Annotated in this window: 25 protein-coding genes and 1 pseudogene; 17 read left to right on the top strand and 9 right to left on the bottom strand. The window is 63.4% G+C overall.

Features of this window, described 5'->3' with window-relative positions; genetic code table 11:
• The first annotated feature begins 23 nt into the window (after positions 1-23).
• On the top strand, positions 24-785 hold the full coding sequence (locus G6O69_RS21070) for a terminase (RefSeq protein WP_346017073.1): 762 nt from the start codon (positions 24-26) through the stop codon (positions 783-785).
• Between the two features lie 141 nt (positions 786-926).
• Here G6O69_RS21070 and G6O69_RS40425 read toward each other — a convergent pair.
• From G6O69_RS40425 to G6O69_RS21045, 5 genes and pseudogenes are all read right to left on the bottom strand, one after another.
• Positions 927-1,124, bottom strand: a pseudogene (locus G6O69_RS40425) (ISL3 family transposase); the annotation flags it as partial.
• 85 nt (positions 1,125-1,209) lie between these two features.
• Positions 1,210-1,875, bottom strand: a complete 666-nt coding sequence (locus tag G6O69_RS21060) for a Uma2 family endonuclease (protein WP_176397000.1) — start codon at positions 1,873-1,875, stop codon at positions 1,210-1,212.
• Positions 1,876-2,772: 897 nt separating this feature from the next.
• Positions 2,773-4,767, bottom strand: a complete 1,995-nt coding sequence (locus G6O69_RS21055) for a hypothetical protein (RefSeq protein ID WP_346017072.1) — start codon at positions 4,765-4,767, stop codon at positions 2,773-2,775.
• Positions 4,768-4,788: 21 nt separating this feature from the next.
• Entirely contained in the window at positions 4,789-5,046 is a 258-nt protein-coding gene (locus G6O69_RS21050; RefSeq protein ID WP_172305298.1) for a hypothetical protein, read from the bottom strand.
• Positions 5,024-6,145 (bottom strand): hypothetical protein, encoded by a 1,122-nt coding sequence (locus G6O69_RS21045; protein ID WP_176396999.1) that lies wholly within the window; start codon positions 6,143-6,145, stop codon positions 5,024-5,026. Before G6O69_RS21045 ends, G6O69_RS21050 begins: the two co-directional genes overlap by 23 nt.
• A gap of 316 nt (positions 6,146-6,461) precedes the next feature.
• On the opposite strand from G6O69_RS21045, the gene G6O69_RS21040 reads away from it, so the two are divergent.
• The 12 genes from G6O69_RS21040 (at position 6,462) to G6O69_RS20985 (ending at position 16,695) form a co-directional block, all read left to right on the top strand.
• Complete coding sequence (locus tag G6O69_RS21040; RefSeq protein WP_172305296.1) at positions 6,462-6,899, top strand: hypothetical protein; 438 nt, start codon at positions 6,462-6,464, stop codon at positions 6,897-6,899.
• Between the two features lie 120 nt (positions 6,900-7,019).
• On the top strand, positions 7,020-7,253 hold the full coding sequence (locus tag G6O69_RS21035) for a hypothetical protein (RefSeq protein ID WP_176396998.1): 234 nt from the start codon (positions 7,020-7,022) through the stop codon (positions 7,251-7,253).
• A 47-nt stretch (positions 7,254-7,300) separates the two neighbouring features.
• On the top strand, positions 7,301-7,906 hold the full coding sequence (locus tag G6O69_RS21030) for a hypothetical protein (protein WP_255215838.1): 606 nt from the start codon (positions 7,301-7,303) through the stop codon (positions 7,904-7,906).
• The gene (locus G6O69_RS40420) at positions 7,903-8,400 is read left to right on the top strand and encodes a hypothetical protein (RefSeq protein ID WP_255215837.1); all 498 of its coding nucleotides are present in this window, start codon (positions 7,903-7,905) and stop codon (positions 8,398-8,400) included. Before G6O69_RS21030 ends, G6O69_RS40420 begins: the two co-directional genes overlap by 4 nt.
• A 55-nt stretch (positions 8,401-8,455) precedes the next feature.
• Complete coding sequence (locus G6O69_RS21020) at positions 8,456-9,031, top strand: hypothetical protein (RefSeq protein WP_172305295.1); 576 nt, start codon at positions 8,456-8,458, stop codon at positions 9,029-9,031.
• Positions 9,028-9,228, top strand: coding sequence for a peptidoglycan-binding protein (locus tag G6O69_RS21015; RefSeq protein ID WP_172305294.1), 201 nt, complete (start codon positions 9,028-9,030; stop codon positions 9,226-9,228). The genes G6O69_RS21020 and G6O69_RS21015 overlap by 4 nt, the downstream gene beginning before the upstream one ends.
• A gap of 3 nt (positions 9,229-9,231) precedes the next feature.
• A complete protein-coding gene (locus tag G6O69_RS21010; protein ID WP_172305293.1) occupies positions 9,232-10,041 on the top strand; it encodes a hypothetical protein in 810 nt (269 codons plus the stop codon).
• Positions 10,038-10,781, top strand: a complete 744-nt coding sequence (locus tag G6O69_RS21005) for a hypothetical protein (protein ID WP_172305292.1) — start codon at positions 10,038-10,040, stop codon at positions 10,779-10,781. Before G6O69_RS21010 ends, G6O69_RS21005 begins: the two co-directional genes overlap by 4 nt.
• Entirely contained in the window at positions 10,778-11,203 is a 426-nt protein-coding gene (locus G6O69_RS21000) for a hypothetical protein (protein ID WP_172305291.1), read from the top strand. Before G6O69_RS21005 ends, G6O69_RS21000 begins: the two co-directional genes overlap by 4 nt.
• 19 nt (positions 11,204-11,222) lie before the next feature.
• On the top strand, positions 11,223-12,053 hold the full coding sequence (locus G6O69_RS20995; protein ID WP_172305290.1) for a hypothetical protein: 831 nt from the start codon (positions 11,223-11,225) through the stop codon (positions 12,051-12,053).
• A gap of 38 nt (positions 12,054-12,091) precedes the next feature.
• Positions 12,092-16,078, top strand: coding sequence for a methyltransferase (locus tag G6O69_RS20990; RefSeq protein ID WP_176396997.1), 3,987 nt, complete (start codon positions 12,092-12,094; stop codon positions 16,076-16,078).
• Positions 16,078-16,695 carry a peptidoglycan recognition family protein gene (locus G6O69_RS20985; protein ID WP_172305288.1) on the top strand — a complete coding sequence of 206 codons (618 nt, stop codon included), beginning with the start codon at positions 16,078-16,080 and terminating at the stop codon, positions 16,693-16,695. Before G6O69_RS20990 ends, G6O69_RS20985 begins: the two co-directional genes overlap by 1 nt.
• A 124-nt stretch (positions 16,696-16,819) precedes the next feature.
• On the opposite strand, the gene G6O69_RS20980 is transcribed toward G6O69_RS20985, so the two are convergent.
• Together G6O69_RS20980 and G6O69_RS20975 are read right to left on the bottom strand one after the other, a co-directional pair.
• Positions 16,820-17,017 (bottom strand): helix-turn-helix domain-containing protein, encoded by a 198-nt coding sequence (locus G6O69_RS20980; RefSeq protein ID WP_172305287.1) that lies wholly within the window; start codon positions 17,015-17,017, stop codon positions 16,820-16,822.
• 803 nt (positions 17,018-17,820) lie between these two features.
• Complete coding sequence (locus G6O69_RS20975; RefSeq protein WP_172305286.1) at positions 17,821-20,847, bottom strand: N-6 DNA methylase; 3,027 nt, start codon at positions 20,845-20,847, stop codon at positions 17,821-17,823.
• Between the two features lie 414 nt (positions 20,848-21,261).
• Between G6O69_RS20975 and G6O69_RS20970 the strand changes: the two genes are divergently transcribed.
• The 4 genes from G6O69_RS20970 (at position 21,262) to G6O69_RS20955 (ending at position 24,076) form a co-directional block, all read left to right on the top strand.
• Positions 21,262-21,597: a hypothetical protein gene (locus G6O69_RS20970; protein ID WP_172305285.1), complete on the top strand. Its 336-nt coding sequence runs from the start codon at positions 21,262-21,264 to the stop codon at positions 21,595-21,597.
• Positions 21,598-21,864: 267 nt separating this feature from the next.
• Positions 21,865-22,074, top strand: coding sequence for a DUF3892 domain-containing protein (locus G6O69_RS20965; protein ID WP_172305284.1), 210 nt, complete (start codon positions 21,865-21,867; stop codon positions 22,072-22,074).
• Positions 22,075-22,138: 64 nt separating this feature from the next.
• Positions 22,139-22,921: a tRNA(His) guanylyltransferase Thg1 family protein gene (locus tag G6O69_RS20960; RefSeq protein WP_172305283.1), complete on the top strand. Its 783-nt coding sequence runs from the start codon at positions 22,139-22,141 to the stop codon at positions 22,919-22,921.
• Between the two features lie 9 nt (positions 22,922-22,930).
• The gene (locus tag G6O69_RS20955; protein WP_172305282.1) at positions 22,931-24,076 is read left to right on the top strand and encodes a DUF3800 domain-containing protein; all 1,146 of its coding nucleotides are present in this window, start codon (positions 22,931-22,933) and stop codon (positions 24,074-24,076) included.
• A gap of 8 nt (positions 24,077-24,084) precedes the next feature.
• Here G6O69_RS20955 and G6O69_RS20950 read toward each other — a convergent pair whose 3' ends face one another.
• A complete protein-coding gene (locus tag G6O69_RS20950; protein ID WP_176396996.1) occupies positions 24,085-24,351 on the bottom strand; it encodes a hypothetical protein in 267 nt (88 codons plus the stop codon).
• A gap of 38 nt (positions 24,352-24,389) precedes the next feature.
• A complete protein-coding gene (locus G6O69_RS20945; RefSeq protein ID WP_172305281.1) occupies positions 24,390-25,016 on the bottom strand; it encodes a hypothetical protein in 627 nt (208 codons plus the stop codon).
• Positions 25,017-25,039 lie beyond the last annotated feature (23 nt).

Raw genomic sequence — 25,039 nt, 5'->3', positions numbered from 1 at the left:
CGCGCCGGGGCCGACGAGCCGTCGTGCCTTCACCGACGGCATGCTCGGCGGCCCCGCGCCGAGACGGCTGCGCCCGTCGCCAGCCCGAGTCGACGCTGCTCTACCAGATCGTCGCGCAACACTGGGAGACCTTTCGTGCACGGGCAGAGCAGGCCGGCGGCCTGCCCGACTTTACCGACCTGCCGTTCCGCGAGGGGCGGCTGGTCGCGGGCTTCGACATGGGCCGCAGCCACGACCGCTCCGAGCTCGCCCTCTTCGAGGAGGTGGGCGGCCGCTTCGTGTGCCGCCTGCTCCGCAGCTACGACCGCGTGCCCTTCGCCGAGCAGGAGGCCGACCTTTCGCGGATGCTGAACACGCTCCCCATCGCGCGGCTGTCCATCGACAAGAGCGGCATCGGCATAAACCTCGCCGAGAACCTCGGCCGGGCGTTCCCGCAGGTCATCGGCGAGGCGTTCACGAGCGCGAGCAAGGAGCGCTGGTGCACCGACTTCAAGATCCTGCTCCAGCGCCGCGACGTCGACCTCCCGCGCGACCGCGAGCTCGTCGCCCAGCTCCACAGCATCAAGCGCCGCGTGATGCCCTCGGGCAACGTGACCTTCGAGGCCGAGCGCACCAACCGCGGCCACGCCGACCGGTTCTGGGCCATCGTGCTGGCGTGTCAGAAGGAGCGCGGGCAGGCCCGGGGCGGCGAGGCGGAGGTCGGCGTGCGGGTGATCGGGTATGCCGTCGACCTGGTCCCAGGTCATGCGCAACCTGGCGACCGCAGACGTGTTCGCCTCCTTTAGCCAGTCGATTACGAGGGCCTCGAACATCGCGGTGAGCCCCGAGCCTGGCTCAGCCCAGGGTGCCTTCATCTGCCTGACGCCGTGCTCGGGACAGTTCACCCGAGGCAGGTCCGCGGTCAGCAAGGTCTTGTACTGCATCGTGTCAAGATGCCGCCATTGCTTCGTCTCGGCCCCGTACCTCGTGCCGGTCGCCCCACAAAGCGGGCACACGACCTTGGCGCGCTCGTCGTAGGAGATGAAGATCTCGACCTCGCCACCTTCGAGACGAAGATCGACGTCCCGCACCCACCAGGGGTCTTCGATGCCAAGGAGTTTCGCGTGGAGGTCACGGCCGCGCATCGCCACTGACCATGGCCAAACTGTCGCTGTGTTCCAGGGCACAGATGCCTGCTCGAACCAGATCGAAGTCATGCAACCGAACTCTTTAGGCATCCCAGAGATCCGCAAGATCGAGAACAGCATCGGGGAAGGGCTCGGCGCGAACAGGGCGACCGGTCTTATACGACTTTACCAACTCAAGATGACCGTCAGCCGCACTGTAGATATCCAGCTCATGCCAATCTGCATCGAGCACCCATATGTGAGGTATTTTCATTCGCGCGTAGATCGGAAGTTTGAACTGACGGTCAAGCACGTCCGTCCCTGGATAAGGCCGCTGATAGGGTAGCTCACAAACCCAATGAGGAGTCTGTGGAACGGCGAAATCATGCGCGCGCGGCGTGAGGCACAGCGAGGAACGCGGCCATGCGCACAGATCAGGAACGAGGTAGTGCCCTCCGTGATGCAAGTAGGGTTCGCTCATGAACACCCACGGGTCTTCACGGCGCTGGTACAGGGAACCGATGCTGGCGAATAGCTTGGCCCTCATGAGCAGACTCTCAGGACCTGGCCGTGTGCTCAAGTAGAGGTCACCGTATAGCATCTCTGCGACTTTCTCTGCCGGAGCGGAGAAAAGATCCGAGAGTGTCGCATCATATTTATGTGGCTCAAGATGCCTCAAGTAGAGGTTTCCATCTATGAGCTCTGCCGTCCATCCGGAGGGAGCGCGTTTGAAGTCCTCGTAGGTGGCGTTTTGTTTGTAGGGGAACACTTCCACTTATACTTAGATGCCAAACTCCTCTGATTTTCTCATGGTAAGCTTTTGAGTTAACTCATGATTCCCGAGCAGCGTTCTGATACCGGCACATATCATCTCCCAAGCCATGCGCATCACCATAGTAATCCGCCAACATGCGTCCTCGAGGACAATATCTTCGATCTTGGTGAGCTCTTTTGTGCTGCGACCTCGAAGATGTGCCGCAAGGCCCTGACAAGGGATGAGTCCAATTTAGCGATGGCGCTCTCCAGTCGGTTGACTCGCTTTCGCTGCTGCGACTTGCGAATGTTGCGCGCGATGTCTTGCCCATCGCTCGAGAGACCTGCTGTGCTGAGTTCGGACGTGGGCAGAAACGTGAAGACCTCGACGAACGCAGTCTGCGCGTAGACTCTTCACCGCTGTTGCAGTACCGCAGGATCAGGCAGCGGACAGCCATGACTGCTATGACAGTGTGCAGAGACTGAAGGCCACCCTGACATCGCTTGGGAGCTGAGGACAGGCGTCAACCGCGTCTTGGTAAGCTATCGTACAGCTATTGTACAAACCTTCTCCACAGCTGTTGTCCTCGAGGCAGTCGGTGTAGTCGATGACGGCCTCCGTCGCACACCTGAGAAACGACTCGGCGGTCTCTTCATGGCCTTCGAGCACACCCATGGCGCACTCTCGGTCCTCGGCTCGGATGAGCGTTGCTTCGGTACACTCGCTTGCCGAAGGGTGGCCAGCTTCCTCTGGGCACTTGCAAACTTCGGCGTAGGCGAAATCTAACTCGCGCAGGTAGGCATCGACCTCTTCGCTGATGTCGGGAGGCTGCGTACAAGCAAGCAGCCATAGGGTTCCGAAGAGAAGGCCGACGCGCAAACGGAAAAAGCCCATGCCGATGGGTAACCCAGCCTAGGTGCCCTTGTCACGCTCCTCGCGCGCGAGCGCCCAGGCGACCGCAGAGAGCATCGCGCCGCCCCCCGCTGCGACGCCTAGCGCGAGCATGCTCTTGCGAGTCCCGCTCACCGCTTGCTTGCTCTGAGCTTCTCCGCGGGCCTCCTTGCCGAACTCGACGAGGCCCGCGAGAGGAGACTCCGCGACCGTCCTCGGCCGCGTTGGAACTCGAGGCGGCTTGATATCGGGTGCGAGGAGCTCGTGCCCGCTCACCCCGGGCCCCTTGATGTACGGGTTGACCGGAGAGAGTTTTACCCCGGAGTCTTCCAGGGCCCTTCGATACTCCGGGTCGCTCACTTGGCGCAGATCCACGAGCACTCGCTTGTGGCTGGCGAGCAAGGCTTGACGAGCAGCCACGAAGCGATCTCCGAGCTCGTTCCTCCTGACTTTCTTTCCGACGTAGAGGGCTCCCGCTCCTGGTGGAATGTAGGCGACCTCCAAGGTCTCGAGGTAGTGCCGCTGCAACGCGAGGAGGTCCGAGCAAAACGGTGCGATGATCCTCGAGTAGACCGACGCCGAGAACGGGACGTCGAAGGTCGACTCTCGAGGTGACCCGATCAGCTTCGCCGGCATTCGCGGATCTCGTCCCCCAGGGATCGTCATCCCGTCCCTGTCGAGCGCGGTCATGAGGGTGGCCAGCCTCGAGATCAAGCCCCGCCAGCCGGCTCCGCGATAGCGCCTCCACTCCGCCGAGACGAACTCCCAAAACAACTCGAAACTGGTCTTCCACTGAAGGTCCATGTCCTCGACGTTGAGCGTGTAGAGCATCGGCCCCGGTCGCGTCGCCATCTCGAGGATGTTGAGTAGCAGCTTGTTCGTCGATGGATAGAACGCGCCGACGTTTTCACCTGGGGTCGTCACGTTCAGGGGCACCCCGCCATAGCCCCAGCCCACTCCCTTCACCGGCCAGACCGACTCTGCGTCCACGCACTGGCGGCAGTCTCGGCTCCCATCGAAGGCCTTGACCTTCTTGTAGCAGGGCTTGTCGATCCCCTTGCACCGCAGCGTGTAGCGGTCGACCGGGGTTCCCCGAACCGAGTGATAGTAGCGGTAGCTGGCCTGGAGCACGCGCAGCGACACCGCCGTTCCCGGCATGAAGCCAAAGGTCGAGACGTCGCCAGGATCGAACAGATACTGCGTCTCCCCGAGAGGTCCTCGGGCCTCCTGGCCTGCGCCCTGCTGCGCCGCGATCCCACCCTCTCGATGCTGGAACATCCAGGGCTTGCGGAAGGCATAGGCCGGCAAGAAGAGCTTGGTGTAGTCCGCGTTCGCGGCCCCCTCGATCTCTCCGTCCGGGTACACCACGCCCCCGCTCCCGTTCTTTCGGAACAGCTCGAACACTCGGTTGACCTGCCACGAGTCCGTCGCGGGGTCCTCGGTCTGGAGCGGCGGCAACGCGACATCCTTGGCGAGCTCCGCGTTCTTGTGCGTCGCGTACACGTCCACCGCCCACACCGCCGTCGTGATCACCTGCGCGATGACCTGCCCGATGATCCCCGTGCTCGCGGCGATCTTCTGGAGCGCCTGGAGCCCCGCGTTCACGAGTAGATCAGGCAGCATCTCGGCAGCCCTGTCGACATCCTTGAACGCGTCGAGCGAGGCCGTGATGCTCGTGTAGATGTCCGACACCGTGGACTGAAGCTGCGCGTTGCCCAGCGAGGGCAGGCCGATCCGCGTGGCGATGTCGTAGATCCCGATCTGGATCGACGACACCCAGTTTTGCCACTCCGAGTTCGCAAAGGCTCGCATCCCGATGTCCCCGAGGACGCCCACCGCCGGATCCAACACCGACGACTTGAACACGTCGGCCGCCGGCATCTTGCTCTCGAAGATCTGCCAAGCCGTTCCCACCGGGAACACTCGCTCGGCACGCTTGGTCACCTCGCTATAAAACGTCTCATCCGGTCGCAACAACATCTCGACAAGCTTGCGCTCCTCGACGTTGCTCGCCAACTAGCCGCAGAGCCTGGCGGCTCACCCGTCCTCGCGCCGCCCGGGTCCGGCCTGACGAACCCTCACCGTCCCTTCGGTCCTGGGCGTCGTCTCCTCGGTCTCGAGCGTCGCCCCCTCGTCGCGGAACGTCCCCCCGAACAAGCTACGTTCCACCTCTGCCTCGTCCTCCAGCGTCTCGAAGCCCAGCGCCCGCTCCATCTCGGCGTCGCTCATGTTCTCAAGCGCCTCGACGGAGATGGCCCAGCTTCGGACTGACTCAACCCGGCGCGTCTTCGCCATGGTCCATCAACCTGTAGATCGCCCGGCGCGCGAGGATGTAGCGCGCCGCCATCCGCTGCTCGAGATCCGCGACGGACTCGAAGCGCTTGCTCTTGAACAGCTGATCGGCTCCGTTGAGGCAAAGCAGCGCCTCGCGCTCGTCCTCGACCCGCGCGGCGTCTTCGAGCAGGAACATGAACCCATCAGCCGCCTTGCGGTTCTTGTCGAAGAGCGTCTGTAGCTGCCCCTGCGTGAGCGTGCCCGCGATGTAGGCGATCGCCTGCTGGGCGCACTCAAACTCGGGGAACACCTGCATCGACCGGTTCGCCCAGTGCTCGAACATGCTCTTGGCTGCGGGTACCAGCGTGGACGCCATCACATCGATGCCGTAACGCATGACATCGTACTTCATGGCAGCACGCTGGGTAGCCTGGCGCGCCTCGTAGGCCCGGGCCGTCGTCTCCGTGCGCCCCGAATGCAGGTCGATCAGGCCCCGAACCTGCTCGTTTTGGTAGTCGATCGCCTGCTCGAGGATCACCCGCGCGCTCCCGATCAGCTGGGGCGCCGCACCTGATGCGTCTTGCGCCATGGCAAAGGAGCGCTCCGCTCGCTCGGCCAGCCAGTGGAGCATCGCCGTCTTCTTGTCGTCGAGCTTGTCGAAGCCCTCGTCGAGGAGGCCGCGATCCCGCGCTCGCGTCTCGTCGGGTTCGTCCGCAGCCACCAGGATCCGGCGCCCGGACTCGAAGAGCACCTGTCCGTCCGCCCCATAGCCCCGCAGCCGAAAGTCACAGGCGCATCCCAGGCTCCGGGCCCACCGCTCGCACAGGCGCCACGAGCTCTCGCCCCACTTCTGGGCGTGCTCGCGCGGATCATCCTCCCCCTCTCCGCGAAGTGGGGTCCAAGCGAGGTTGGTCTCCTCGAGCTCGTGGCGCTCCCACTCGTTCATGGACGCGCCTTCGAGCGCCTCGAGATCCACCGAGAGCGAGACCATGGGCCTGTAGCGCGCGCGACCGCGCCTCCACAGCACGCGTACGCGGATGAGATCAACATCATGTTCAACGAGCAGATCGATCCACTCGCTGGGTACCGTCTTCGCATCGGGCCGTCGGGTCGCCATCACGGGCGCCTCCTTCTTCAGACGCGACCACCATGGACCAGCGCCATCGAGGGCGTCAACCCAATTTGGGTTATTGGGCCAATAGCGTCCAAAGTTTTGCGAATTTGGAATTATTTTGGGTCTAAATTTGGAATTCCAATTGGGTTTTGGTTGCGATTCCTGAAAGCTGGGATATTTTTCATATCGCCGAACCGAGCCTGCATCCAAACCAACGAACAGACGCCAACTAACCACAAGGGATAATGAACGAACTTTCCAGTTCGATTCATTGTCCGTGTGGCTAGTTGGCGCGTGCCTGAATCTCGTCCACACTGGATTCATGGCGAGCAAGACGTTGCCGGCGAAACGAAAGGAGGCGATGGCCGCCTTTCAAGATGAAAACCTTCGGATCCTCGAAGAGGAGGTCCAGGCCACTGCTTTCGCGCAGGAGTGCCGGGCCGACCTCGAAGCTCAACAGGCGCAGGACCTCGAACATGCCCGCCTGAGGGCGATCGAGGAACACAAGGATATGCGCGCGCACTACACCGCTGAAGCATGCGAGGTCGTGGCGAGCGTCGTCGCTGGTGGTATCTCGACCTTTCAGCCGGGGGGCGTCCCCCTCGGTCGCATCATCAACTTCGCCGCGGGGATTGCCGGTAAATATGGAAGCGCTGTCATCCCCTCAAATCGGGCACTGAACGTGCTCTCGCGCGCGGGAAAACAACTTCTGCACGGCCAGGTGTCGATCGACACGCGCGACATCATCAATGGTTGGTGAGCTCCCCGAGCTCAGAATTCCAAAACACGAAACCATGCACACGCGCATGGAGGCACCGTGCCGGCGTGCAACCTTTCGTAACATTGACACATTCACCTCCCCACCGAATGGACGGCTCGAGTGAGTACTGACCCAAACGACTCCACCCCACCCAAAGATCAGCGACAAGCACAGCGCAGGCAGGCCAAACAGCAGGGCCGCGCGCGGCGAGCTGAGCTCCTGCTCGAGGTCGAAGCCAAGGAAAAGACTCGTCACGAGTACCTCGAAGCTCGTGTCGAGGAGCTCGAAGCCCGCGTGGCCCAGCTCGAAGCCCTGATGAACCAGCAACCCACTATCCAGAGCGAGACGGTCTGACGACCCAGCCCTGACTTGTCCCCCACAGCATCCCAGCGAGACGAACCATGATCGGAACCAACCTCAACAGCTTGCTCCCCTGCGCTGCTCCTGGCGCTCCCTATGGCCTGGAGGCCGCTCAAGAGGCCATTGAGCGCAAGATGATCTGTCCCAGCGAGTTCGCCTTTGGCTGCATCGTGCCCTTCGAAGTCGAGGTCGCCGTCCCGGCTGGAGGGCGAAAGGTCCACGAGGTCAAACCCAACGAACGCCTCGTCCCCGTGGCGATGGTCGCCTATCTCTCCGGCCCAGACATCCGGATCGAGTCGATCACCCGCCGAGATGACCGCGCCGCGGGGCTCACCGGAACTGGGATCGTCACCTCCCGAGATCCAGACGCCTACGACTGGGAGTCTCTCAAGACCCCATTCAACCCCTTCCCACCAGACATCGGCTCGATCAACAGCAGCAAGGGCTTCAAGATCGAGGTCTCCAACCTGACTGGGGTTACGAGCCAGCTCTTTCAGGCCACATTCTTTGGTGCGCTCGGCGGTCACTCGGGCCTGACCTACCTCAAGAACAATATCGGCCTGTCGGATCAGCTCTACGCCAAGCTTCGCCGCTGGCTCAGCGACTCGGGGATCAACACCCCTGAGGATAGTGGAGAAAACGGGTGATCAGCTTCCCGATCGAGCTCGTGGGCGAGCGCCTCCTGAGTGAAGGCGCGGTGTTCTTCACCGAGGCTCTCGCCAAGCTCAACGCCCGCGAGTTCATCCGCGAAGCCGCCGACGCCTCGCCTTGCTGCGCCCAGTGTGCAGGCTGCAAGCTCGATCTTCAGGCTCCCCTGCGCGACGCCAAGCGCATGCTCGAAGTCAAGCGTGCCTCTCCGGTGAGCATCGTCGCCTACTCCATGGGCCGCGAGCTCGCCGAGGGGGTGGCCTGCCGCGCGGTGCTCATCGATGGCGTGCGCCTGGCCTACCAACGCGAAAACGGGGACGTGGCGGACCCCTTGAGCAAGTTCATTCCCGCCAACGAGGACCCCGACCATGGCAAAGACCAACGCTGCTGCTGCGGACAACCTGATCACGCTGCCGAGCACCTCCACACCAACAGGCCCACGAGGGGCAGCGGTGCCCAGCCGGAGGCCGGGACATCCCCCGACCCCCAATGATCGCTCGCTGGCGCCCCCTGCCGAAGATGACGAACCCTGGAGCTCCGGCGCCAAGGTGGCCGCCGGCGTCGGTAGCACCCTCGGCGTTGGGCTGCTGGCCTTTGGGTTCTACAAGCTCGGCGAGCGCGCGGGGTGGTGGGGCGATCCCTCCACGATCGTGATCGACGATCCCAACGACAGCGGTGGGAACGAGAGCAGCAACGACACCAAGCCCTCGAACGGGGGGAGCAAGAACTCGATCGCGATCGGGAACCCGCCGAACCTCAGCGGAGACGCCGAGGGCTACAACACCACGCTCTTCCCTGCGCCCTGGTCCGTGCGCTTGGCGATGAAGGGCATGGGCTACAACATCGAGCTGGAGGTCGCGCCCCTGGTCGGCGAGGACGAGACCCACGGCGAGGTTCGGCGGTTCCAGGCCGACTGGAACCGAGTCATCCGCGCGATCGACTCGGGCAAGATCAAGCTGCCGAGCTCGGTGCAAAACCCCACGGTGCTCGCGGCCCTTCGTGGCCTGCTGACCGAGGACGATGTTCCGGGCAAGTACACCCTGCGTGCGATGGAGATCATCTATCGCAACTCGGGGCTCAACGCCGTCAAGTTCTCCAGCTTACGCAAGGAGGCCAAGGCATGAACAGCCGAAGCATGCTCGACGCCTTGGGCTACGGGACCGACCGCCGGGAGCTGGAGCGCTTTCAACGAGACTACAACCGCCTCCCGCCCAAGCGTCTTCTTCCGCTCACGGGTCGCTTCGACGAGGCCACGGCCCAGGCGATCGAGCTGGCCTACGAGTCGCGCGAGCTGTTCAAGCTCGCCCGTGATGGAGTCTGAACCATGTCGCAGTTCATCGATCCCGGCGTGGCGACCATGAAGCTCGAGGCGGTCCTCCAGAAGGTGACCAAGCCGCTGTTCGAGCTCGACCAGGAGCTCGGACCCAGCGCGCCGCCAGAGGTGCTCTCGCAAGAGGAGATCGACGCCCTGCACCCGGGTCAGCCTCCGGTGTTGGGGGAGAGCTCTCCTCACTACACCGACGTGCTCGACCAGATCTGGATGGAGTTCGACGACGACGAAGAGCGCACCGCCGCGCGGCTCTTTGTCGTCGTCGAGAAGGTCGCGGACGAGGCTCTGCGCCTGCATCACCTCCAGATCGCATTCTGGGGCCGCACGCCCGAGCACCAGGTGCCCACGAAGGAGTTCACGCGCTTCCAGGCCGAGTACCTCGACTATCTGCGGCGGCTCAAGAAATACAAGGACGTGCTCCTCGGCCTCCCCGATGACAGCACCGACACGGACGAGGTCTATCTGGGCCTGATCAAGCGTCGCACCGCGGCCGGGCCGGTGCCCGACGTGATCATGCACCTGTACTTCCTCAATCAGCTGGGGATCCTCGAGGATCACGCCGAGGAGATGGGGACCGGCTTCGTCGGTCGGTCCATGTCTGCGCTCGAGGCCCTCGACGACACTGTCGACGGCGCCGTCGAACAGGTCGACGATGCTGTCGACGCGATCACCGAGGACACCCAGCAGACCCGGCGGCGGCGTCTGTGGATGTTTGGGGGGTTCACGGCCTTGACCGTGGGCGGCGTCGTCACGGCGGCCTTGCTCAGCCGTGACGACGATCCCGATCCCCGGAGGATCCCATGAGCAGCGAGGTGCTCCCTCGCTGGGCCTGGATCACCCTCGGCGCCGCGACCGTGGGCGGCGCCTTGGGCTTGTTCGTGTGGAGCGCGAGGCGACCTGCCTGGGACGTGCTCCTGAGCCGAGCGGGCGTACCGCGGGCGCTGTGGAATTTCGCCGCGATCCAGCGCTACACCGAAAGTCGCAACAACCCCAAGGCCGGCCTGGGCCGCCCCGAACTCTTCCCCAACTGGGCCGAGCCCCGCAACGCACCGCGGGACCAGCAGCTGCACGAAGCGGAGGCCGCCGAGCAAGCCTACGACCGCAACGCCCAGGCCTACGCCGAGTCCCCCTTCCCACGAAGGATGTGGGTCTTCGGGTCCGGCGGCGCCTACGGGCTGCTCCCCGCGAACGCCTTGGCCCCCTGGAAGGACACCGACGCGCTTCGCCGCGGTCGCGTCACCCCCTACGACGTCTTCAACCCGTGGAAGTCGACGATCTTCTTCCTCGAGTACGTCCGCCGGATGATCGACAAGCCCAGCTTCCAGCGGCTCCCCGCCCAAGACCGCAACTGGCTGGCGCTCAAGCGCGGCATGGCATCGCCCTCCCTGGTCGATGACGTGGGGGAGAGCAACGCTCGCTCGGCAACCTCGCGGCGGAACGCGACCAAGGCTGCCCAGGCCCTGGGGATCCCCGAGGACTACCTGTACGAGACGGTCCCCCTCGACTGGCCGCGCTATCCCGGTGGACGGGAGCTGATCGCGTGATCTGCCGAAGCACGATCCGTCGCTTCGATGGTGACGAAGGCGAGTCCCTGCACACGGCGATCTTTCCCTGCGGCGCCGCGGGCCTGCGCTTTGTGGGTCTGGTGACCCTCGACAAGGGCGACGGTCACTACGTGGGGGCCGATCGTGCGCCCGATCTGGTCTTGGCCTGGATCCCACGCGAGCGGATCAGCGACGAGGCCAGCTCGCCAGAGGAGGTCGACGCAGCTCTGGCACAGCCGGATCAGATCCCCCTGCTCCTCACCGCGGGCCGCCCGGTGTTCTACGTCAGCGACGCCGGCGCGGCCTTCCCAAGCGTGGGGATCAAGGGCGCGCCCATGATCCTCGTTGCGAGACTGTCGAGGATCATCCAGGGGACCCATGGTCAGCTGACCTTTGGGTGGGAAGACGAGCGATGTCGATGATGCGAGAGAAGGTGGACCCATGAACAGCAAGTGGATCGGATGGGTCGCCGCAGGTGCGGGCTTGGCCGCCGTGCTCGGTGGCCTGTATTGGTACCTGAAGCGACGAGACGCCAAGAAATCCAGCGGAGGGGAAAGCGCCATCGAGCCCAGCAATCCCCCGAGGGTGCCGACGACGGATCCCAAGCGGGTGCCCTCGAACTACGTCAAGCGCGAGGCGCTCGGCGACGCGCTCACCGATGAGCTCGACGCCATGTTCGAGGACGGCTGGCCGCCCGACGAGGAGACCGTCGAGCAGCTCGAGAACGGGGATGCGATCGTCTTCGCGGTCGAGAGCACCCCTGACGGCGAGTTCGAGAACACGGTCCAGGAGCTGATCTCGGCCCGAGTGATCGTGGTCGAGAAGACGGTGGTCCGCGCGCGCGTGATGACCCCCGTTCGCCACACCACCAACCTCGGCAAGACCGCCGGCCACGGCCTGAGCCCTGGCATGGCCGTGGACGTCCCCCGTGAGTACGTCCTCGTGGCCGCTCGGCATGCCGACCGCGAGGGCTACAACAGCGTTGGCGCACCGGCGAGCACCTTCAAGCCGAGCACCGAGACCAAGAAGACCTACACGGTCTATCCAGGCACGGTCTACGACCTTCGGCTGCCCTATCGCACGAACGAGCTCGAGTGGCACATCGACGCCGCCGATGCCGAGCTCAAACACATCGGTGAAGATGGGCTCCTCGAGCAGGTGATGTTCTCCGAGGGCACGCCCCGCGGGGAGTTCTCGGTGCGCGCCCTCGACAACGATCCGCAGGCAGGCATGGTCCTCGTGGGTCGTTGGGACTTCAAATTGGTGGACTGAGCCCCGGCCGGGACGGCCGGCCGCGATGAGGGGGAGTCATGAAGATCGAAGCTGCACAGCTGCGTATCGCAGATGTGGTGAGGGTTCCTGGCGTCGGCGAGCTCGAGATCCGTCGGCTGCACATCGAAGGTCCCGACGTCCGCGTGTGGGAGCGAGGCCGCGAAGAGGAGCGAGAGCCCAGCTACGTGTGGGACTCGACACAGGTGCTCGAAGTCCAGCGACCGGGGGACATCTTCGCCAACGCGAGCACCGACCCCGTCCCCCTGGTGCTCCGCTACACCCGCGCGGACGGGATCGTGCTTTGCGGAGACACCTACCCGTACCGGGAGATCCTCAAACAGATCATCACGCCCTATCGGCTCCGCTTCTCGCGGAAGCTGCCCGAGGGCTGCGCCTGGTATGTCCGCCGAAGCCGCGAGAGCCCGCAGCCACGAGCGCGTCTCGAAGAGCTGGCTGAGGCCCTACGGCTTCGAGGCGTCCCCGTGGTCCTCGAGTACGACGACGCTGGTGAGCCCGAGGCCACCACGAAGGGGAAGCCCACAGCCTCACGAGGGCGCCCCGTCGACGCAGACAAGCGCGCGGCAAAGCTGCGCGAGATCGCGGACAAGCTCGAGACCAAGGCCCAGGCCGAGCTCGACACCGATCGCAACGAGAACACCGCGCGTCGGGCCACGATGGCCAGCAACATCCGCGCTCGCGCGCGCCGAGACATCATGATCGCCTCGGTCATTCGCCGGGCTGCCGCCGAAGTCGAGCAATCGAAGCTCCAGCACGTCTCCCGCCTCGCCAGCAAGCGCCAGCTCGAATCCTTGGATCTCGAGCTTCGTCGCGGTGGGTGGAGCCGCGCGCGAGCCGAAGGCAAGCCGGTGAGCGAAGACGAAGCCCCCGAAGTCGAGGACATCGAGTACGCGAGCTACAGCCGCCCCGCAGCCCGGCCCGCCGTCATCTCGGATCTACTCGACGCCGCCAAGGGTCTCGCTGGCATCGTCTCCGCTCGTGAGCGCATCAAGGCGCTTCACGCAAAGCTGCCCGCCTCGGACGAGCGCGTCGAGCTGGACGCAGCGCAGGCCCGGGCCGCGAGCGAGCTCCTCCGCGCCGCCAAGAAGGCAGACCGCCCGCTCTCGCATGGGCTCGGCATCTTGGGCGACGACCTCGAAGATCGCCGCCGGCTCGCGCGGCTCGGCGTCGTCGATACGCCGACGTTGCAGGCCGCGCTGCGTGAGTATCTGGGCTGCTGCCGCGGGGCTGTCCGAACAGCCAAGGAAGATCCGCGGCGAGCGAGGCGACAGGCGCTCAGCCGCATGAACATCTCGGGCTTCGTGCCCACGCCGCCAGCACTGGCGCGACGTGTCGTCGAAGCTGCGCAGATTCAGCCTGGCATGCGTGTGCTGGAGCCCTCGGCAGGCTCCGGGGCCCTGGCCTCCGAGATCCGCGAGCGACATCCCAACGCAACCTTGGAGGTTCTCGAGCTCAGCCCCACGCTCCGTGAAGTCCTCCGGGACGAGGGGTTCACGATCGTCGGACGGGACTTTCGGACGTTTCTCCCCAAGCGCCTCTACGACCGGATCGTGATGAATCCTCCTTTCGAGCAGCGGCAGGATGTCGAGCACATCTGTCGCGCTCTCGAGCTCCTCGCACCCGGGGGGCGGCTCGTGGCGATCGCCGCGGCGGGGCTCGACTCGCGTACGGACAAGAAGACGCGAACGTTGCGGGCCAAGCTCGCCGAGCTCGACGGCGTGATCGAGCCGCTCCCCCAAGGCTCCTTCGAAGCATCTGGGACGAGCGTGAACACGGTCTTGGTGACCGTCGACAAGCCGATGTCGACCGCGGCACGTGCACCAGCATCCGCCGCCGCAGTCGCAACCTCAGCCCCCCGAAAGATTCCGAGCTCCCCGGCGCACGCCACCACGATGACGGCCTCGCCATCGGCGACGACGACGACGCCTTCCGTGCCTGACGACGCGCTCTACAAAGCATGGAAGGAGCATCTGCTCCGCAACCCCGAGGCCGGGCCGGAGTACTGGACGCGCATTCCCAAGGCGCCCTGCTGGATCCGACGCGAGGGCGAAGCCTCGGCGACGCTTTGTGTCGCCATGCTGGACAAACCCGCGGGGGACTGTCAGCCGACCCAGGCGGGTCTGAAGAGCAAGTCCACGCAGTTCGTGCTCTGCCAGACAGACGAGGAGCCGGAGTATTTTCGCGGCCAGGAAGAAGGCGCACAGCAGGCTCGGGCCGAGATCGAGAACCGAATGACCCGCGCGCGCGGTCGCGGTCAGATCCCGGCCCGGCGAGACTTCGAGCCGGACGATTTCGAGGCGCAGGAGCGCCATCTCGACGCGCTGGTCCCCACGCGTGCAGTCTATAGGCCCTCGGATCCCTTCCGGCTGTACCCGGTCAAGCTCAGCCCGCCAGCCTTCGTCGACCAAGATGGCCAGGCGCGGTCGCTCTTGGTGCACAGTGAGCCGCTCCCCAAGAGCGCCCGCCTCGTGCCTCGCGTCGCGGTCAATGGCGTGATGAACCTCGATCACTTCGAGGCCCAGCTCGGCAGTGAGCTGCTCCCCTACGCCGGCGGCGCTTCACCGGCGACGGTCAGTCTCCTCGTCTCGCAGATCCCTGGCCGGGACCTTCTGCACATGCGTCAGCAAGGCATGACGGCGACGGACGTCCAATTTGGTCGATTTGGCGGACGCTCGTTGTACTGGCTGCGGAACCCGGCCAACGGAACCATCCATGGTCCGGTGACCGCTTGGGGAAAGCTGATCACCAACAAGAAGATCATCGGCCAGATCCGGGAGACCTACGAGGCAGAGCTCTTGCCCCTCGCCGAGATCCCCTCGGACTGGGATCCGAAGGCAACGATCCAGCTCGTCGTGATGCGCGAGGGCGGCAAGCGCTTTTGGTCGATCTGGAACCGAGAGACCGAGACGATCCGGACGATGTTGGAGGGGCAAAAGGGCTGGGGCGAAGAGAAGAAGCTCCCCCGCCGCAGCACGTGGACGTCCAGGGGCGGGTTCATCGACTACCCGCACATGGCGACCTCGACGGCGCTGGGGTCCCTCGAGACGATGCCGCCGCGGTTTCGGGCCCAGGTCGCGGGGGCATGGCTGGGGGTGATGTACCCGAGCGACTTTGATGATCGGGTGGTCTTCTCTCCGCCCACGGGCGGCGAGCTCGACCTCGAACAGATGGGGCTCGAGCTCGCCGAGCTCACCACACTCGCAGCCGAGCAAGAGCTGCCGAGTCTCCAAGAGTTGGTGGTTCGTGGGCGACGGCGCGTCCAGTGGGCGAAGCGTTGGCTTCGAGAGCAGGCCGGAGGGAACCCCAAGCACAAGAATCCCAGGGTCAAGCGCTCCGCGCCGGCCATGGCAAAGGGCCCTGCACGAGACACCAAGCTGGCGCCGGCCGTGAGTACCGACCGAGCGGAGACAGAGGAAGAGACAGCCATGAGCAAGAGTAAGAAGTCGACGGTCAAGAAGAAGGTCTCGCCCAAGAAGAAGGCCACGCCCAAGAAGAAGGCCACGCCCAAGAAGAAGGCTACGCCCAAGAAGAAGGCCACGCCCAAGAAGAAGGCTGCCCCCAAGAAGAAGGCTGCCCCCAAGAAGAAGGCCACGCCCAAGAAGACCGCTCCCAAGAAGCCGGCGACCACCAAGAAGACAGCCGCCTCCCCGCAGCCGGACAGCTCGAAGCCCACGAGCCGCGGCCGTAGGTCTCGACTTGGCCGGAACGATCAGGTTCGCTTCCGCAAGAACTCTCGCATCGCCAACAGCTTGGGGATCGACCCAGACCGTACGTTCCGGGTCCTGCGTGTCGTGAGCCAAGGGGATCGAGAGTTCGCGGTGCTCGATCTCGGCCTGACCAAGCTCGCGGACGCACCGGCGATCGCCGTCGGGCACCTCGCTCTTGTCGAGCGCGCGACCTCCATGCCCGAGGATGTCCGGCGTTGCGCCGCCAAGCTCGCCAAGCTCGGCGGACCGATCTCCTCCGCCACGCGACAGATCATGCGGGAACTCGCGCGGAGGTACTGATGCTCGGCATCGTCGTCAGCCTCGGGCCCGTAGTCGCCTTTGGAGCCTTCGCCGCCTGGGCCGACGCGCGCAGCCGCAAGCTGAAGCTGGTCGACCTCACCGACGTCGCCCCGGTGTCGAAGCGACACGCCCGCAAGAAGCCTGTCGACGCGGTGGTCCTGCATCAGACGGGCTTCTCGCGGGGAACGGACCCCAGCCGCTACCACAACGTGACCGCTCACTTCGTGGTGCTCGAGGACGGCGCGGTGGTGCAGCTGCATCCCCTGACGGCCCGGCTCTCAGCCTCGGACGGGTTCAATAGTCGCTCGGTGTCGATCGAGTTCGTGGGGAACTTTCGCTCGTCCAGGGGGCAGTGGTGGCAGCCTGAGAAGTACGGGCGGAACACGCCGACGGCAGAGCAGATCCAGGCGGGGCGACGGCTGCTGCGGCTGCTGCGTGATGGGGGGCTCGGGTACGTGTTCGCGCACCGGCAGAGCTCGAGCAGCCGCGGGAACGACCCGGGGCCGGAGATCTGGCAGGGCGTCGGGCAGTGGGCGGTTTCGAGCTTGGGGATGTCGGATGGGGGGGCCGGGTTTGCGATCGGGGATGGGGCTCCGCTGCCTGATGTCTGGCGGTAGAGCATGAAGCCCGCAACGCCCTGGTATCAAGGGGATCGTCGGCCTGGGTCGAAGCCGGCGACAGATGCCCCTCACCGAGTGCTCACGCCGTGGTTGAGCCCGCTTTGTGGGCGGGATTGTGTGGTTATTGGGTTTCGAGCCAGCGGAGGAGGTCGTCGCGCTTGAAGCGGACGCGCTGGCCGATCCTGACTACGCCGGAGAACTCGCCGCGGTGGACCATGCAGTAGACGGCCTTGCGGGTGAGGCGTAGGAGGTTGGCGACGTCATCTGCGTGTAGGAGGTGTGGGAGCGCGGATGGGTCGGTCGTAGGCCGACTGGGCACAGATACAAGTTACGGTGACTCTGCGTGTGCCTCAAGCCTTCCGGGTGATTGGCCAATCACCCGAACGGCGTTCCTACTTTTGGGAGCATCGTCGTTTGATTTTCTTCGCTGCCGTAGGAGGGCCTGTGCATGCACTCGAAAAAAGGAACACATGACTGATTCGCTTGAGTTTTGTGCAGGAGTCTGACAGGTGGTAGGTCTCCCACAAGACGGTATCTTTGGGGGAAATCGATGATTTCTTGACCGGGAGGGTGTTCGTTTTGTCGAGGCGAATGATAGATGACTTCCTGTTGATCTCTTGCTCCAATTTGCCCACAGGATCACTGCATGAGCAGAGGACATACCCGATCATTATCCCTTCGGCACACGGCGCCGGGTATCGACCCGAGGTAAAGGCAGTCATGCCCTGCCCCTTGCCATCGATATATTCCGCGTTTCCCGATCGGCAGGGCTGCCTTCCGTCTTTTCGCCGTAACCTCTTACACTCGATATTTATAAACTCTTCATTCCAGGGGGGCGCGAGTGTCTCCACTAGAATATCTGGGATGCCGGTAACTACGTCACCGCCAGCATCTACGTTTTGTGCCTGCAGAGTCAAGCGAAAGGGGCTCCTTCTCGTAAGGTAGTGGGACTTCATTTGGCCATATAGCCGGATCGTGATTTTGTCTTCGCCTTCATCTGGGAATGGCGTTGATATCTTGGGCCACGACTCAACGATGCAGCGAAGAATTTGCTCAAGAAAGAGTGAGAAGTCAACGTCACTTGCCCACTTGGACGCGTTCCCCCCGAGGTCCTGCATGTCTTCAGTGACTCCTTGCCTTGATGAGTGCCGATATAACATGATCGGCATCGTTCATTGCCGCTGACCGAGTCCAGTTTCGGCGTGTCATCGTCTTGGTGAGGTAGAGACTGTCTCCATCGAACAGCATTACATCTTGAGTGAGGTTAGTCTTCTGAGACGATGATAGCGCGGCGCGAAGACTCGTCAGTGCCTCCTCAAGTTTTCGGCTGGCGGTTTGGACGCTGACGCCTTGCTCACCTCGGCGCAGGACGATGACTCCCGTACCTGCTGTGGTCGAGACATATGCGCGGCTAGCGAAATTGCGGCCATGGAGCCAGTCCGAGAGGACCTCCGATAGCCGAAGAAGGTATTGACGAGCATCGATTTTCATGGTTTCCTCGGGCCAAATGTGGATTTTGTCAGTTAGTGCGGCAGGGACAACGGTACTGACGGTGTCAGTAATAAGGTCGCGCTCCCAGTCGTCGATGTCATAGTAATCGAATATATAGGAGTTTATCGCTTCTTCGATTTCTGCGCTCGGTGAGGCGCTTTTGACGTCGTCGATGAGTTCGGCCACATTATTTATGATGCGCGCCTTGTCCGCCTGACCCCGAAAATCTGGGAGGGGGAGGTTCAGTATGTCGACATTTCGAAGTTGGGGGATAGCCTCCATTCCATAACTGAACGATGACTGGAACATGAAATAGAGCGATAGCCGTGAAGATAACGCCGCTGCGAGAAATTTCAGAAACGATGCTGATGCGGATTCCATATATATTGCATGGATCTCCTTATGAAAAGAGAATGAGGTCTCAGTGTAGGCGGCTTGAATATATGGTGGGTTGTTCGCAGGGGTGTGATGAAGGACTACGCGCGGCCCGAAGAATAGTTGTTGAACGTCAGAAGGCCATTGTTGGATGCGGGTCACCTCGTGCTTTTCCTCGCCATATGTACGAAAAAGCATGCTTGAGGGTTTGATCAGGCATCGCCACTTTTTGTCGGTTGCAGTTGGCAGAAACGGAATTTGGGCCAGGAGTGGGCGTTTCAACGCAGACGCAGACGTTCCGTGACGATTGAAGCCCTGATGGTAGCCACTCTTTCCGGGGGCGCTCAGCAACAGTTGCTGAAGGTTGTTGAAGCCAGCCAAACGTTCAATCAGACTGAGGTCCCGGCCACTACCATATAGCCGAACTCGCCACATGCGAAATAGCGCATTGTCCCCAGTGTCCGCACAACGAAGAATTTCGGAGTAGCGCACGAACTGAGTCCTCGAGCCTGCGAGTGACAGAAGCCCCCCCCTTTTTCCTGCGGAGTTCTTCAGTGGTGTGATGTAGCGAACCCTCCGGGAACGGTCTTGTCCATCGGTGGAGGCGTGTGAAAACCGAAAAAGTGCTGCTGGTCGTCCCGCCTTCTTGTCAAAAAGATAATTGCGAAGATCCGCAAAGTTGACAATGGTGTCAACGTTCGCGGACTTGAACCAGGATGCTGCAAAGTCCTGCGCTGGTGGGGACGAGAGCATGGCTTTTCCATCGAGCAGCAAAGTTGCCGTTCCGCCTTCGGCCAAGTCGTCAAGGGCTTTCCAGGAAAAACCGTATGTAAGGTTCCCCCTGGCAGGCACAGGCCGGCTCTTCGGCCACTCCTCTCCGAAGGCATCGGGATCGTTCGACCAAGGAGGATTTCCAACTATGATGTCAAATCCCTGACCTGAATGATGGCGCAGGTAGTCGCCTTGTAGAATCGTTGTGGTTGTCTGCCCGCGAGGGTCTCGACGAAGCGGTTTCCTGTTGATGATCTGGTCGAGTTCAGCGTTGTGGAAGTGGCCGAGGAGCGCATGAAGCAGGTTTAATTCCGCGAGTTTGCATGCTGTTGGCTGAAGTTCTATGCCTGTAATGTTGTTTTGTAATAGTGTCTTTAGGGCCCTCAGTTTGTCCAGAGGGTCGGCGTTTGGGAACCGGGATCGCCAACTGCTAGCAAGTCGGTTGAAGCAGCCAACGAGGAAAATACCCGATCCACAAGCCGGATCGAGGATTCTCGGTTCCGCGATTTTGCAGTTCTCGAATGCCATGTCCAAGACGACCTCCGCGAGGTTTCGGGGGGTCGCTACCAGGCCGATGCTTCGTTTGGCATTCTCGACTTCTGAGGATAGGAACTCCTGGTAGACTGCGGAAACAAGCTCTACCGGAAGAAGACTGAGATCGTAACTCCATGAGCCGAGTGCCAATTGGCCAGTGCCAACACTGTGGCCGCAAAGAAAATCAGCAGCGAACTGGAAGTGTTCAGTCCGGAATGGGCCTTCGGTAATCAGATCATGCGCGTCGAGTAGTTCACGGATGTTGAATGCACGCGAGAGAGCCCGGTAGATTGAGGCGAAGGCGCCCTGGAGGTCGTCGTTTCCGGTCAGGAATTCGTAAAGAGAACTGGCCGGAGAGGATGTGTGACGCGCGAAGAAGTTCGGGCCTAGTACACCTCGGTCCTCCAGGTATCGAAGCAGAATTGCGTTGACCAGGAGGCTGTGGATCTTGGTGGGACTTATCCGTTGGTCTATCGTTTGGAGAAAGTTACGCGTGGCCTCAAGTTGGCGGCGGAAGTGATTGTCGACTGCATGCTGCTGGTAGAAGTGCTTCTTGTGGGTCTCGAAGTACTCGCCGCCTTGCACTCGATCAAGTAGAGCATATAGCTGCAGCGATTCTGCCGTTCGATTTATTGTCTCAATGAATGTCTGTTTGTTCTTCTTCGTAACTTTCGGCCGCGATGAGTACACTCGCACTTGCGTGGAATCTATGACAATGAGCAGCGGGGCCGTTGCATGAAGCCAGAGTTTACGGTGCAACTCATCTTCGGCTTTCGGGTCAAAGAACCGGGCCTCTTTGATGTAGACACCGGGAGAGTTGCCGATGGCAACAACTCCATCGAGATCCATCCGATCCCAGGCGATCTCGGTCGCGTGAGCACAAGTGAGGCTCCGTCGATCGTGCTGGAGCGCTCCCAACGAAGAGTAGAAGCGCATGCCCTGCCGGTCGACGCCGAGCTCTTGCCGCCAGTTGGTCACCCCCAACCTCTATCACAGTCTCTGTCGGAAAGTGATCTGACAGAGATCATCGCCTTGGGTGACCTCGTGGGGGGCGGCATGGGCGCAGATGGGGCTCAGAGGGACTCAGGCAGGTGAGCCGAGACCTAGTTTTTTTCACCCAAGCCTGGAGTGTTGAGCGCGGTACGCTCAGGTGCCGACTGGCCGCGCGAACGGACGCGGATTCCTGCAGGGTGCTCTCACGAATCCCCTCGCTCGGGCCTAGGCGGTCGCAGCCATAGTCGACCCGCAGCTGCTCGTGCTGCCAACCGAAGTGCCACTGGTCGCGCAGCTCGTCGCGCAGCCGCCTCCGCATGGACGACGTCACGCGCTCGCAGCTTCCCTCGCTCGGCGCGGGCGCGTAGGGGTCGGGCTGTGGCTCGTAGGCGGCGATGCTTGCCCGAGGGGCACGGCCTCAAGCGGGGAGACACCTATGAAGATCTCGCTGACGCGACACACCGGGGAGTGCTCGACTCCACGCCGCTGCGGCGATCGGATCGGTTCCGCCACGCCTACACGGTTGAGCTCGACGACTGGAACCGCGTGGTGGCGAACCTCCTCGCGCAAGTGGTCGTCGATGCGCGCACGATCGACGAAGCCGCGCGGCTACTCGGGCTCACGGCGCGCGAAGTTGAGCAGCGTAGCCACTGGGCCCTCCACCTTGGTCTGGATACGCTCTCTCACCCCAGCTACGTTGTCGTGGTCGGTCCCTGGCTTGAGATCAAGCGGTAGATCCTCTCTCACGTCCTGCAGCATGGATCGGGTCACGGTCGAACGCTGAGCCTCGCGCGGCTGCGGCGTGACGCGGACAGCGCGGACTGAGCAGCACCGGAACACCTGCCGGTACTCCCGTCGGCACACCTGCTGGACCACGGAAGAGATCTCCCGGGCCTCGACGGCGCGCTTCGCGTCCCCCTCTCGTTCCCGATGATCCGGCTGGGATCATGGGCTGCGATCAGGGGTTGCGCACCCGAGCGCCGGACCTAGGTTCATCCGGCAATGGCGAAGAACATCAAAGGCAACGGCGGCGGCTCCAAGGGCGGCAACGAGTCCTACACCATCCCCGGCCGGGGCACGGTCCCGCGCGGACAGCTCGTGCGCGAGGTCCAGGCCGGCAAGCACCCGGACTTCGGGACCGTGACCGTGCGCGGCAAGGAGTACGTCCGCGGCCTGCCGGACAAGAGCAAGGGCAACAACGTCAACGACTGAGGACAGGCGCCCAAGGTCCCGGCTTCGGCAGCTCCCGCAGGCAATCATGCAGGTCCCATTGGCCATGCAGCAGGAGCTCGAGCTCCTGCTCGAACGCTTCTCCGCGCTGGAGGCTGAATCCAGCACTGTGGACATTGCGCCAGCCGAAGGCCTTCTTGTGGTGCGTGCGGACGGAATCAAGCAGAGCAAGCGCTTCCTGAAGGACGAACTCGAGAACCCCCGCTATCGGACGGCCCTGCATAAGGCTGTCGGGATCACTTTCCGGATGTGGCGGGACTGGGCCCCGGAGCCGTCGAGACCCTTCATTCTCGCGGCCTTGCGGCTGTCAGATGAGGTGTCCTTCGTCCTCAACCGAGGCGACAACTACTACGGGCGGCGGATCCTGAAGATCACTACTACGCTGGCCTCCACGCTGTCGGGCGCCATGAGCCTGGCTATCGCGCCTCCCGTCGCCCGAAAGTCCCCCAGGATGCTCTCGGTCGCGGCGTTCGACGGCCGTCCGCTGATCCTGGGCGGAGAAGATGAGCTGGTTTCCTATATCCGCTGTCGCCGCTTGCTGCATGCGCGCAATGCCATGGCTAAGGTCCTTCGCCTCGAATCCGAGTTCTCCGACAGTCAGCTCTATGACGAGGCCCCGCGCCTCGCGGACGATATCCATAGACTGGGACGCGAGGTCGGCGCGCGCTCGCTTTGGGACCGCTTCGACCGTGCCGTCTCCGGTTCCGCCCTGTACACCGCCGGCTCCGGCAAAGAGCTCGATGGTCGGACGCTGCCGGGCGATCCCCAGGACGAGGGCATTGTGCGGCAGGCGGTCGAACGCGCTTGCGGAAAGGGCCGCCGGCGCTAGCCTGCGACGATGGGGAAGGGCATGTCGTACACTCAGCGGCTCAGGTCCAGGACGAAGCAGTGCAGCGAAGCCTGGGTGTTCTGCGACGAATCGGGCAACTCGGGCATCAACTACCTCGCACCGGAAAGCCCCTTTCTGGTGCTGGCCGGCTTCATCGTAGCGGGAAGCGCCCGCCGAAGAGCCGAAGCGGCGGTGCGCTCGTTCGTCGAAGACCTTGGCCTTCCTGGCGGCAAGGAGCCGAAGTTCCGGGATGTGTGGAGGAAGAGCCGGCAGCCGCGAACGCTTGCAATGCTTCGGGATCTGGGCAAAGCCAGAGCGGTCCCAGTCTTCTACTTCATGCAGAAGCAGTTCGCTATCGCCGGAAAGGTCGTGGATGTGCTGCTCGACCCGATGCACAACCCGGGCGCATCATGGCTGCCCACCGCCTCTCTCCGCGAGCGGCGGCGGCTGACCGAACTCGTCTACACGGCCAGCGATGGCGTGCTGCGGGATTTCGCAGAAGCCTACAGGGACCCCTCCGAGAACGCCCCGCTCCTCGAGTCCTGTCTTGAGCGGTTGAGCCGTTTCGCCGGGCTGAACGGGGAACCCTTGCTGGAGAAGGGATTCCGCGGAGCGCTGGAATCCCTTGATGCGATCATAGATGCCGAGGACTGCGATTCCGCGGACGGAGGCAAGCATGCCGAGCATGCCAGCCTGAACGTCCCCGCGCTGACGCAGTTCATGCGCAAGTGCGACATGGGGCTCGACATGTACCGTCCGCGGCAGGGCACGCTCGTTCACGACGAGCAGTCCCAATTCAGGCGCGTGTTCGAGTTCTATGCCCGGATGCTGCGGAAGATCGGCGTAGGGCATCGGGAACTGGAGGATGTCCTCGATGCGCAGGGCATCCCTGTCGACCGAGTCGGGGTCCGCAACATCCATTGCTTTTCGATGCGCGATTCGAGGGGAGAGCCTCTGCTCCTGGCCGCAGACATACTGGCTGGAGGGATCGCCCGCGTGCTGAAGCAGGTGCTCGACGATGAGCCATGGTCGGATGCCGAGCTCCGGTTTGCCGCAATGACGCTTCCGGGACTCCTCGGCGAACGGAAGGCGCTGTCGTCCTACTACGCGGACGACGGGTTCGTGGGCAAGGTCCTGGCGCGCCTTTCCGATTGAGGCTCCCGTCAATGCCTATGGGATCCCCATCGCCACCGACGCAACGCCATCGCCCAGCCCGCCCGATGCTCGCTCGCCAGCGCCACGGCCTCGGCCGGTGTCCGCCCAGGAGTCGCGCTCGAGGTCGGCCCGGAGCGTGCCTCCGCTGAAAGGCGAGGGCCCGCTCGCAGCGGACCCCGCTCGATCATGTCGTCGATCAACCCGTACTCGTGCAGCACCCGCAGCAGCGGGACTGCGCACGCCTCTCCGGCGAGTCGGATCGTTGGTCGTCTCATGGCCATGGCGTGAGGGAATCGGGGGGAGGAGCCGAGGACTACAGATGGCGTCCGCCGGGGAGGGCGGCGTGCCCGAGGCCCATCAGCAGCATCACCAGCTGCTCGCGGGAGCGGATCGGCGTCAGGCGCAGCTCCCGGAGCATGCTGTCCTCGGCCTCCGAGATGATCCGCACCACCGGTAGCTCCTCCTCGCAGGCGATGCCCCGGGCGACGCGCTCCTGCTGCTCGTCCCAGACATCCAGGAGCATGCGCAGCTCCTGGCGGCCGATCCTCGAGGCCCGAAGCCGGCGCAGCATGTCGAGATCGGTTTCCGTCGCGGCCGTGAGCGGCTCGGCGCCCGCGGGCGGCTGGGGACCCAGGACGGCCAGGAACATGTCGTCGCGCTGGATGACCGCCCGCTTGCGCTGCCCCATCAGGATCTCGTCGATGGCTGCGTCTCGGCGCTCGGCGAAGCTCTTCCGGTCGCAGCGCAGGATGTCCTCCCGTCTCAGGCCGTCGGCCTCGCCGGTGACGATGGGCCGCAGGAAAGCGGCCACCATGCCTCGCAACTTGACCTTCACAGCGATCACGTCGAAGGCCACACGCCAGGCGAGCTCGGCTCCGAGGCGGTACGCCGGCACAGGCCGCTCGACCAGGAGCGGCATCTTGCAGGTGTGCTCGAACACGAACAGCTTCTCGCCGTCGGGCC

The organism is Pseudenhygromyxa sp. WMMC2535, from assembly GCF_011083025.2.
Note: the sequence above shows the minus strand (reverse complement) of the source record. Positions and strands in the feature narration are given on the sequence as shown.

What these genes read in the sequence shown, in the direction of transcription:
- G6O69_RS21050 (WP_172305298.1), bottom strand. Translation starts at nt 5,046, where the DNA reads ATGGCGAAGACGCGCCGGGTTGAGTCAGTCCGAAGCTGGGCCATCTCC.
- G6O69_RS21040 (WP_172305296.1), top strand. Translation starts at nt 6,462, where the DNA reads ATGGCGAGCAAGACGTTGCCGGCGAAACGAAAGGAGGCGATGGCCGCC.
- G6O69_RS21030 (WP_255215838.1), top strand. Translation starts at nt 7,301, where the DNA reads ATGATCGGAACCAACCTCAACAGCTTGCTCCCCTGCGCTGCTCCTGGC.
- G6O69_RS21015 (WP_172305294.1), top strand. Translation starts at nt 9,028, where the DNA reads ATGAACAGCCGAAGCATGCTCGACGCCTTGGGCTACGGGACCGACCGC.
- G6O69_RS21010 (WP_172305293.1), top strand. Translation starts at nt 9,232, where the DNA reads ATGTCGCAGTTCATCGATCCCGGCGTGGCGACCATGAAGCTCGAGGCG.
- G6O69_RS21005 (WP_172305292.1), top strand. Translation starts at nt 10,038, where the DNA reads ATGAGCAGCGAGGTGCTCCCTCGCTGGGCCTGGATCACCCTCGGCGCC.
- G6O69_RS20995 (WP_172305290.1), top strand. Translation starts at nt 11,223, where the DNA reads ATGAACAGCAAGTGGATCGGATGGGTCGCCGCAGGTGCGGGCTTGGCC.
- G6O69_RS20990 (WP_176396997.1), top strand. Translation starts at nt 12,092, where the DNA reads ATGAAGATCGAAGCTGCACAGCTGCGTATCGCAGATGTGGTGAGGGTT.
- G6O69_RS20985 (WP_172305288.1), top strand. Translation starts at nt 16,078, where the DNA reads ATGCTCGGCATCGTCGTCAGCCTCGGGCCCGTAGTCGCCTTTGGAGCC.
- G6O69_RS20965 (WP_172305284.1), top strand. Translation starts at nt 21,865, where the DNA reads ATGGCGAAGAACATCAAAGGCAACGGCGGCGGCTCCAAGGGCGGCAAC.
- G6O69_RS20960 (WP_172305283.1), top strand. Translation starts at nt 22,139, where the DNA reads ATGCAGCAGGAGCTCGAGCTCCTGCTCGAACGCTTCTCCGCGCTGGAG.
- G6O69_RS20955 (WP_172305282.1), top strand. Translation starts at nt 22,931, where the DNA reads ATGGGGAAGGGCATGTCGTACACTCAGCGGCTCAGGTCCAGGACGAAG.
- G6O69_RS20950 (WP_176396996.1), bottom strand. Translation starts at nt 24,351, where the DNA reads ATGAGACGACCAACGATCCGACTCGCCGGAGAGGCGTGCGCAGTCCCG.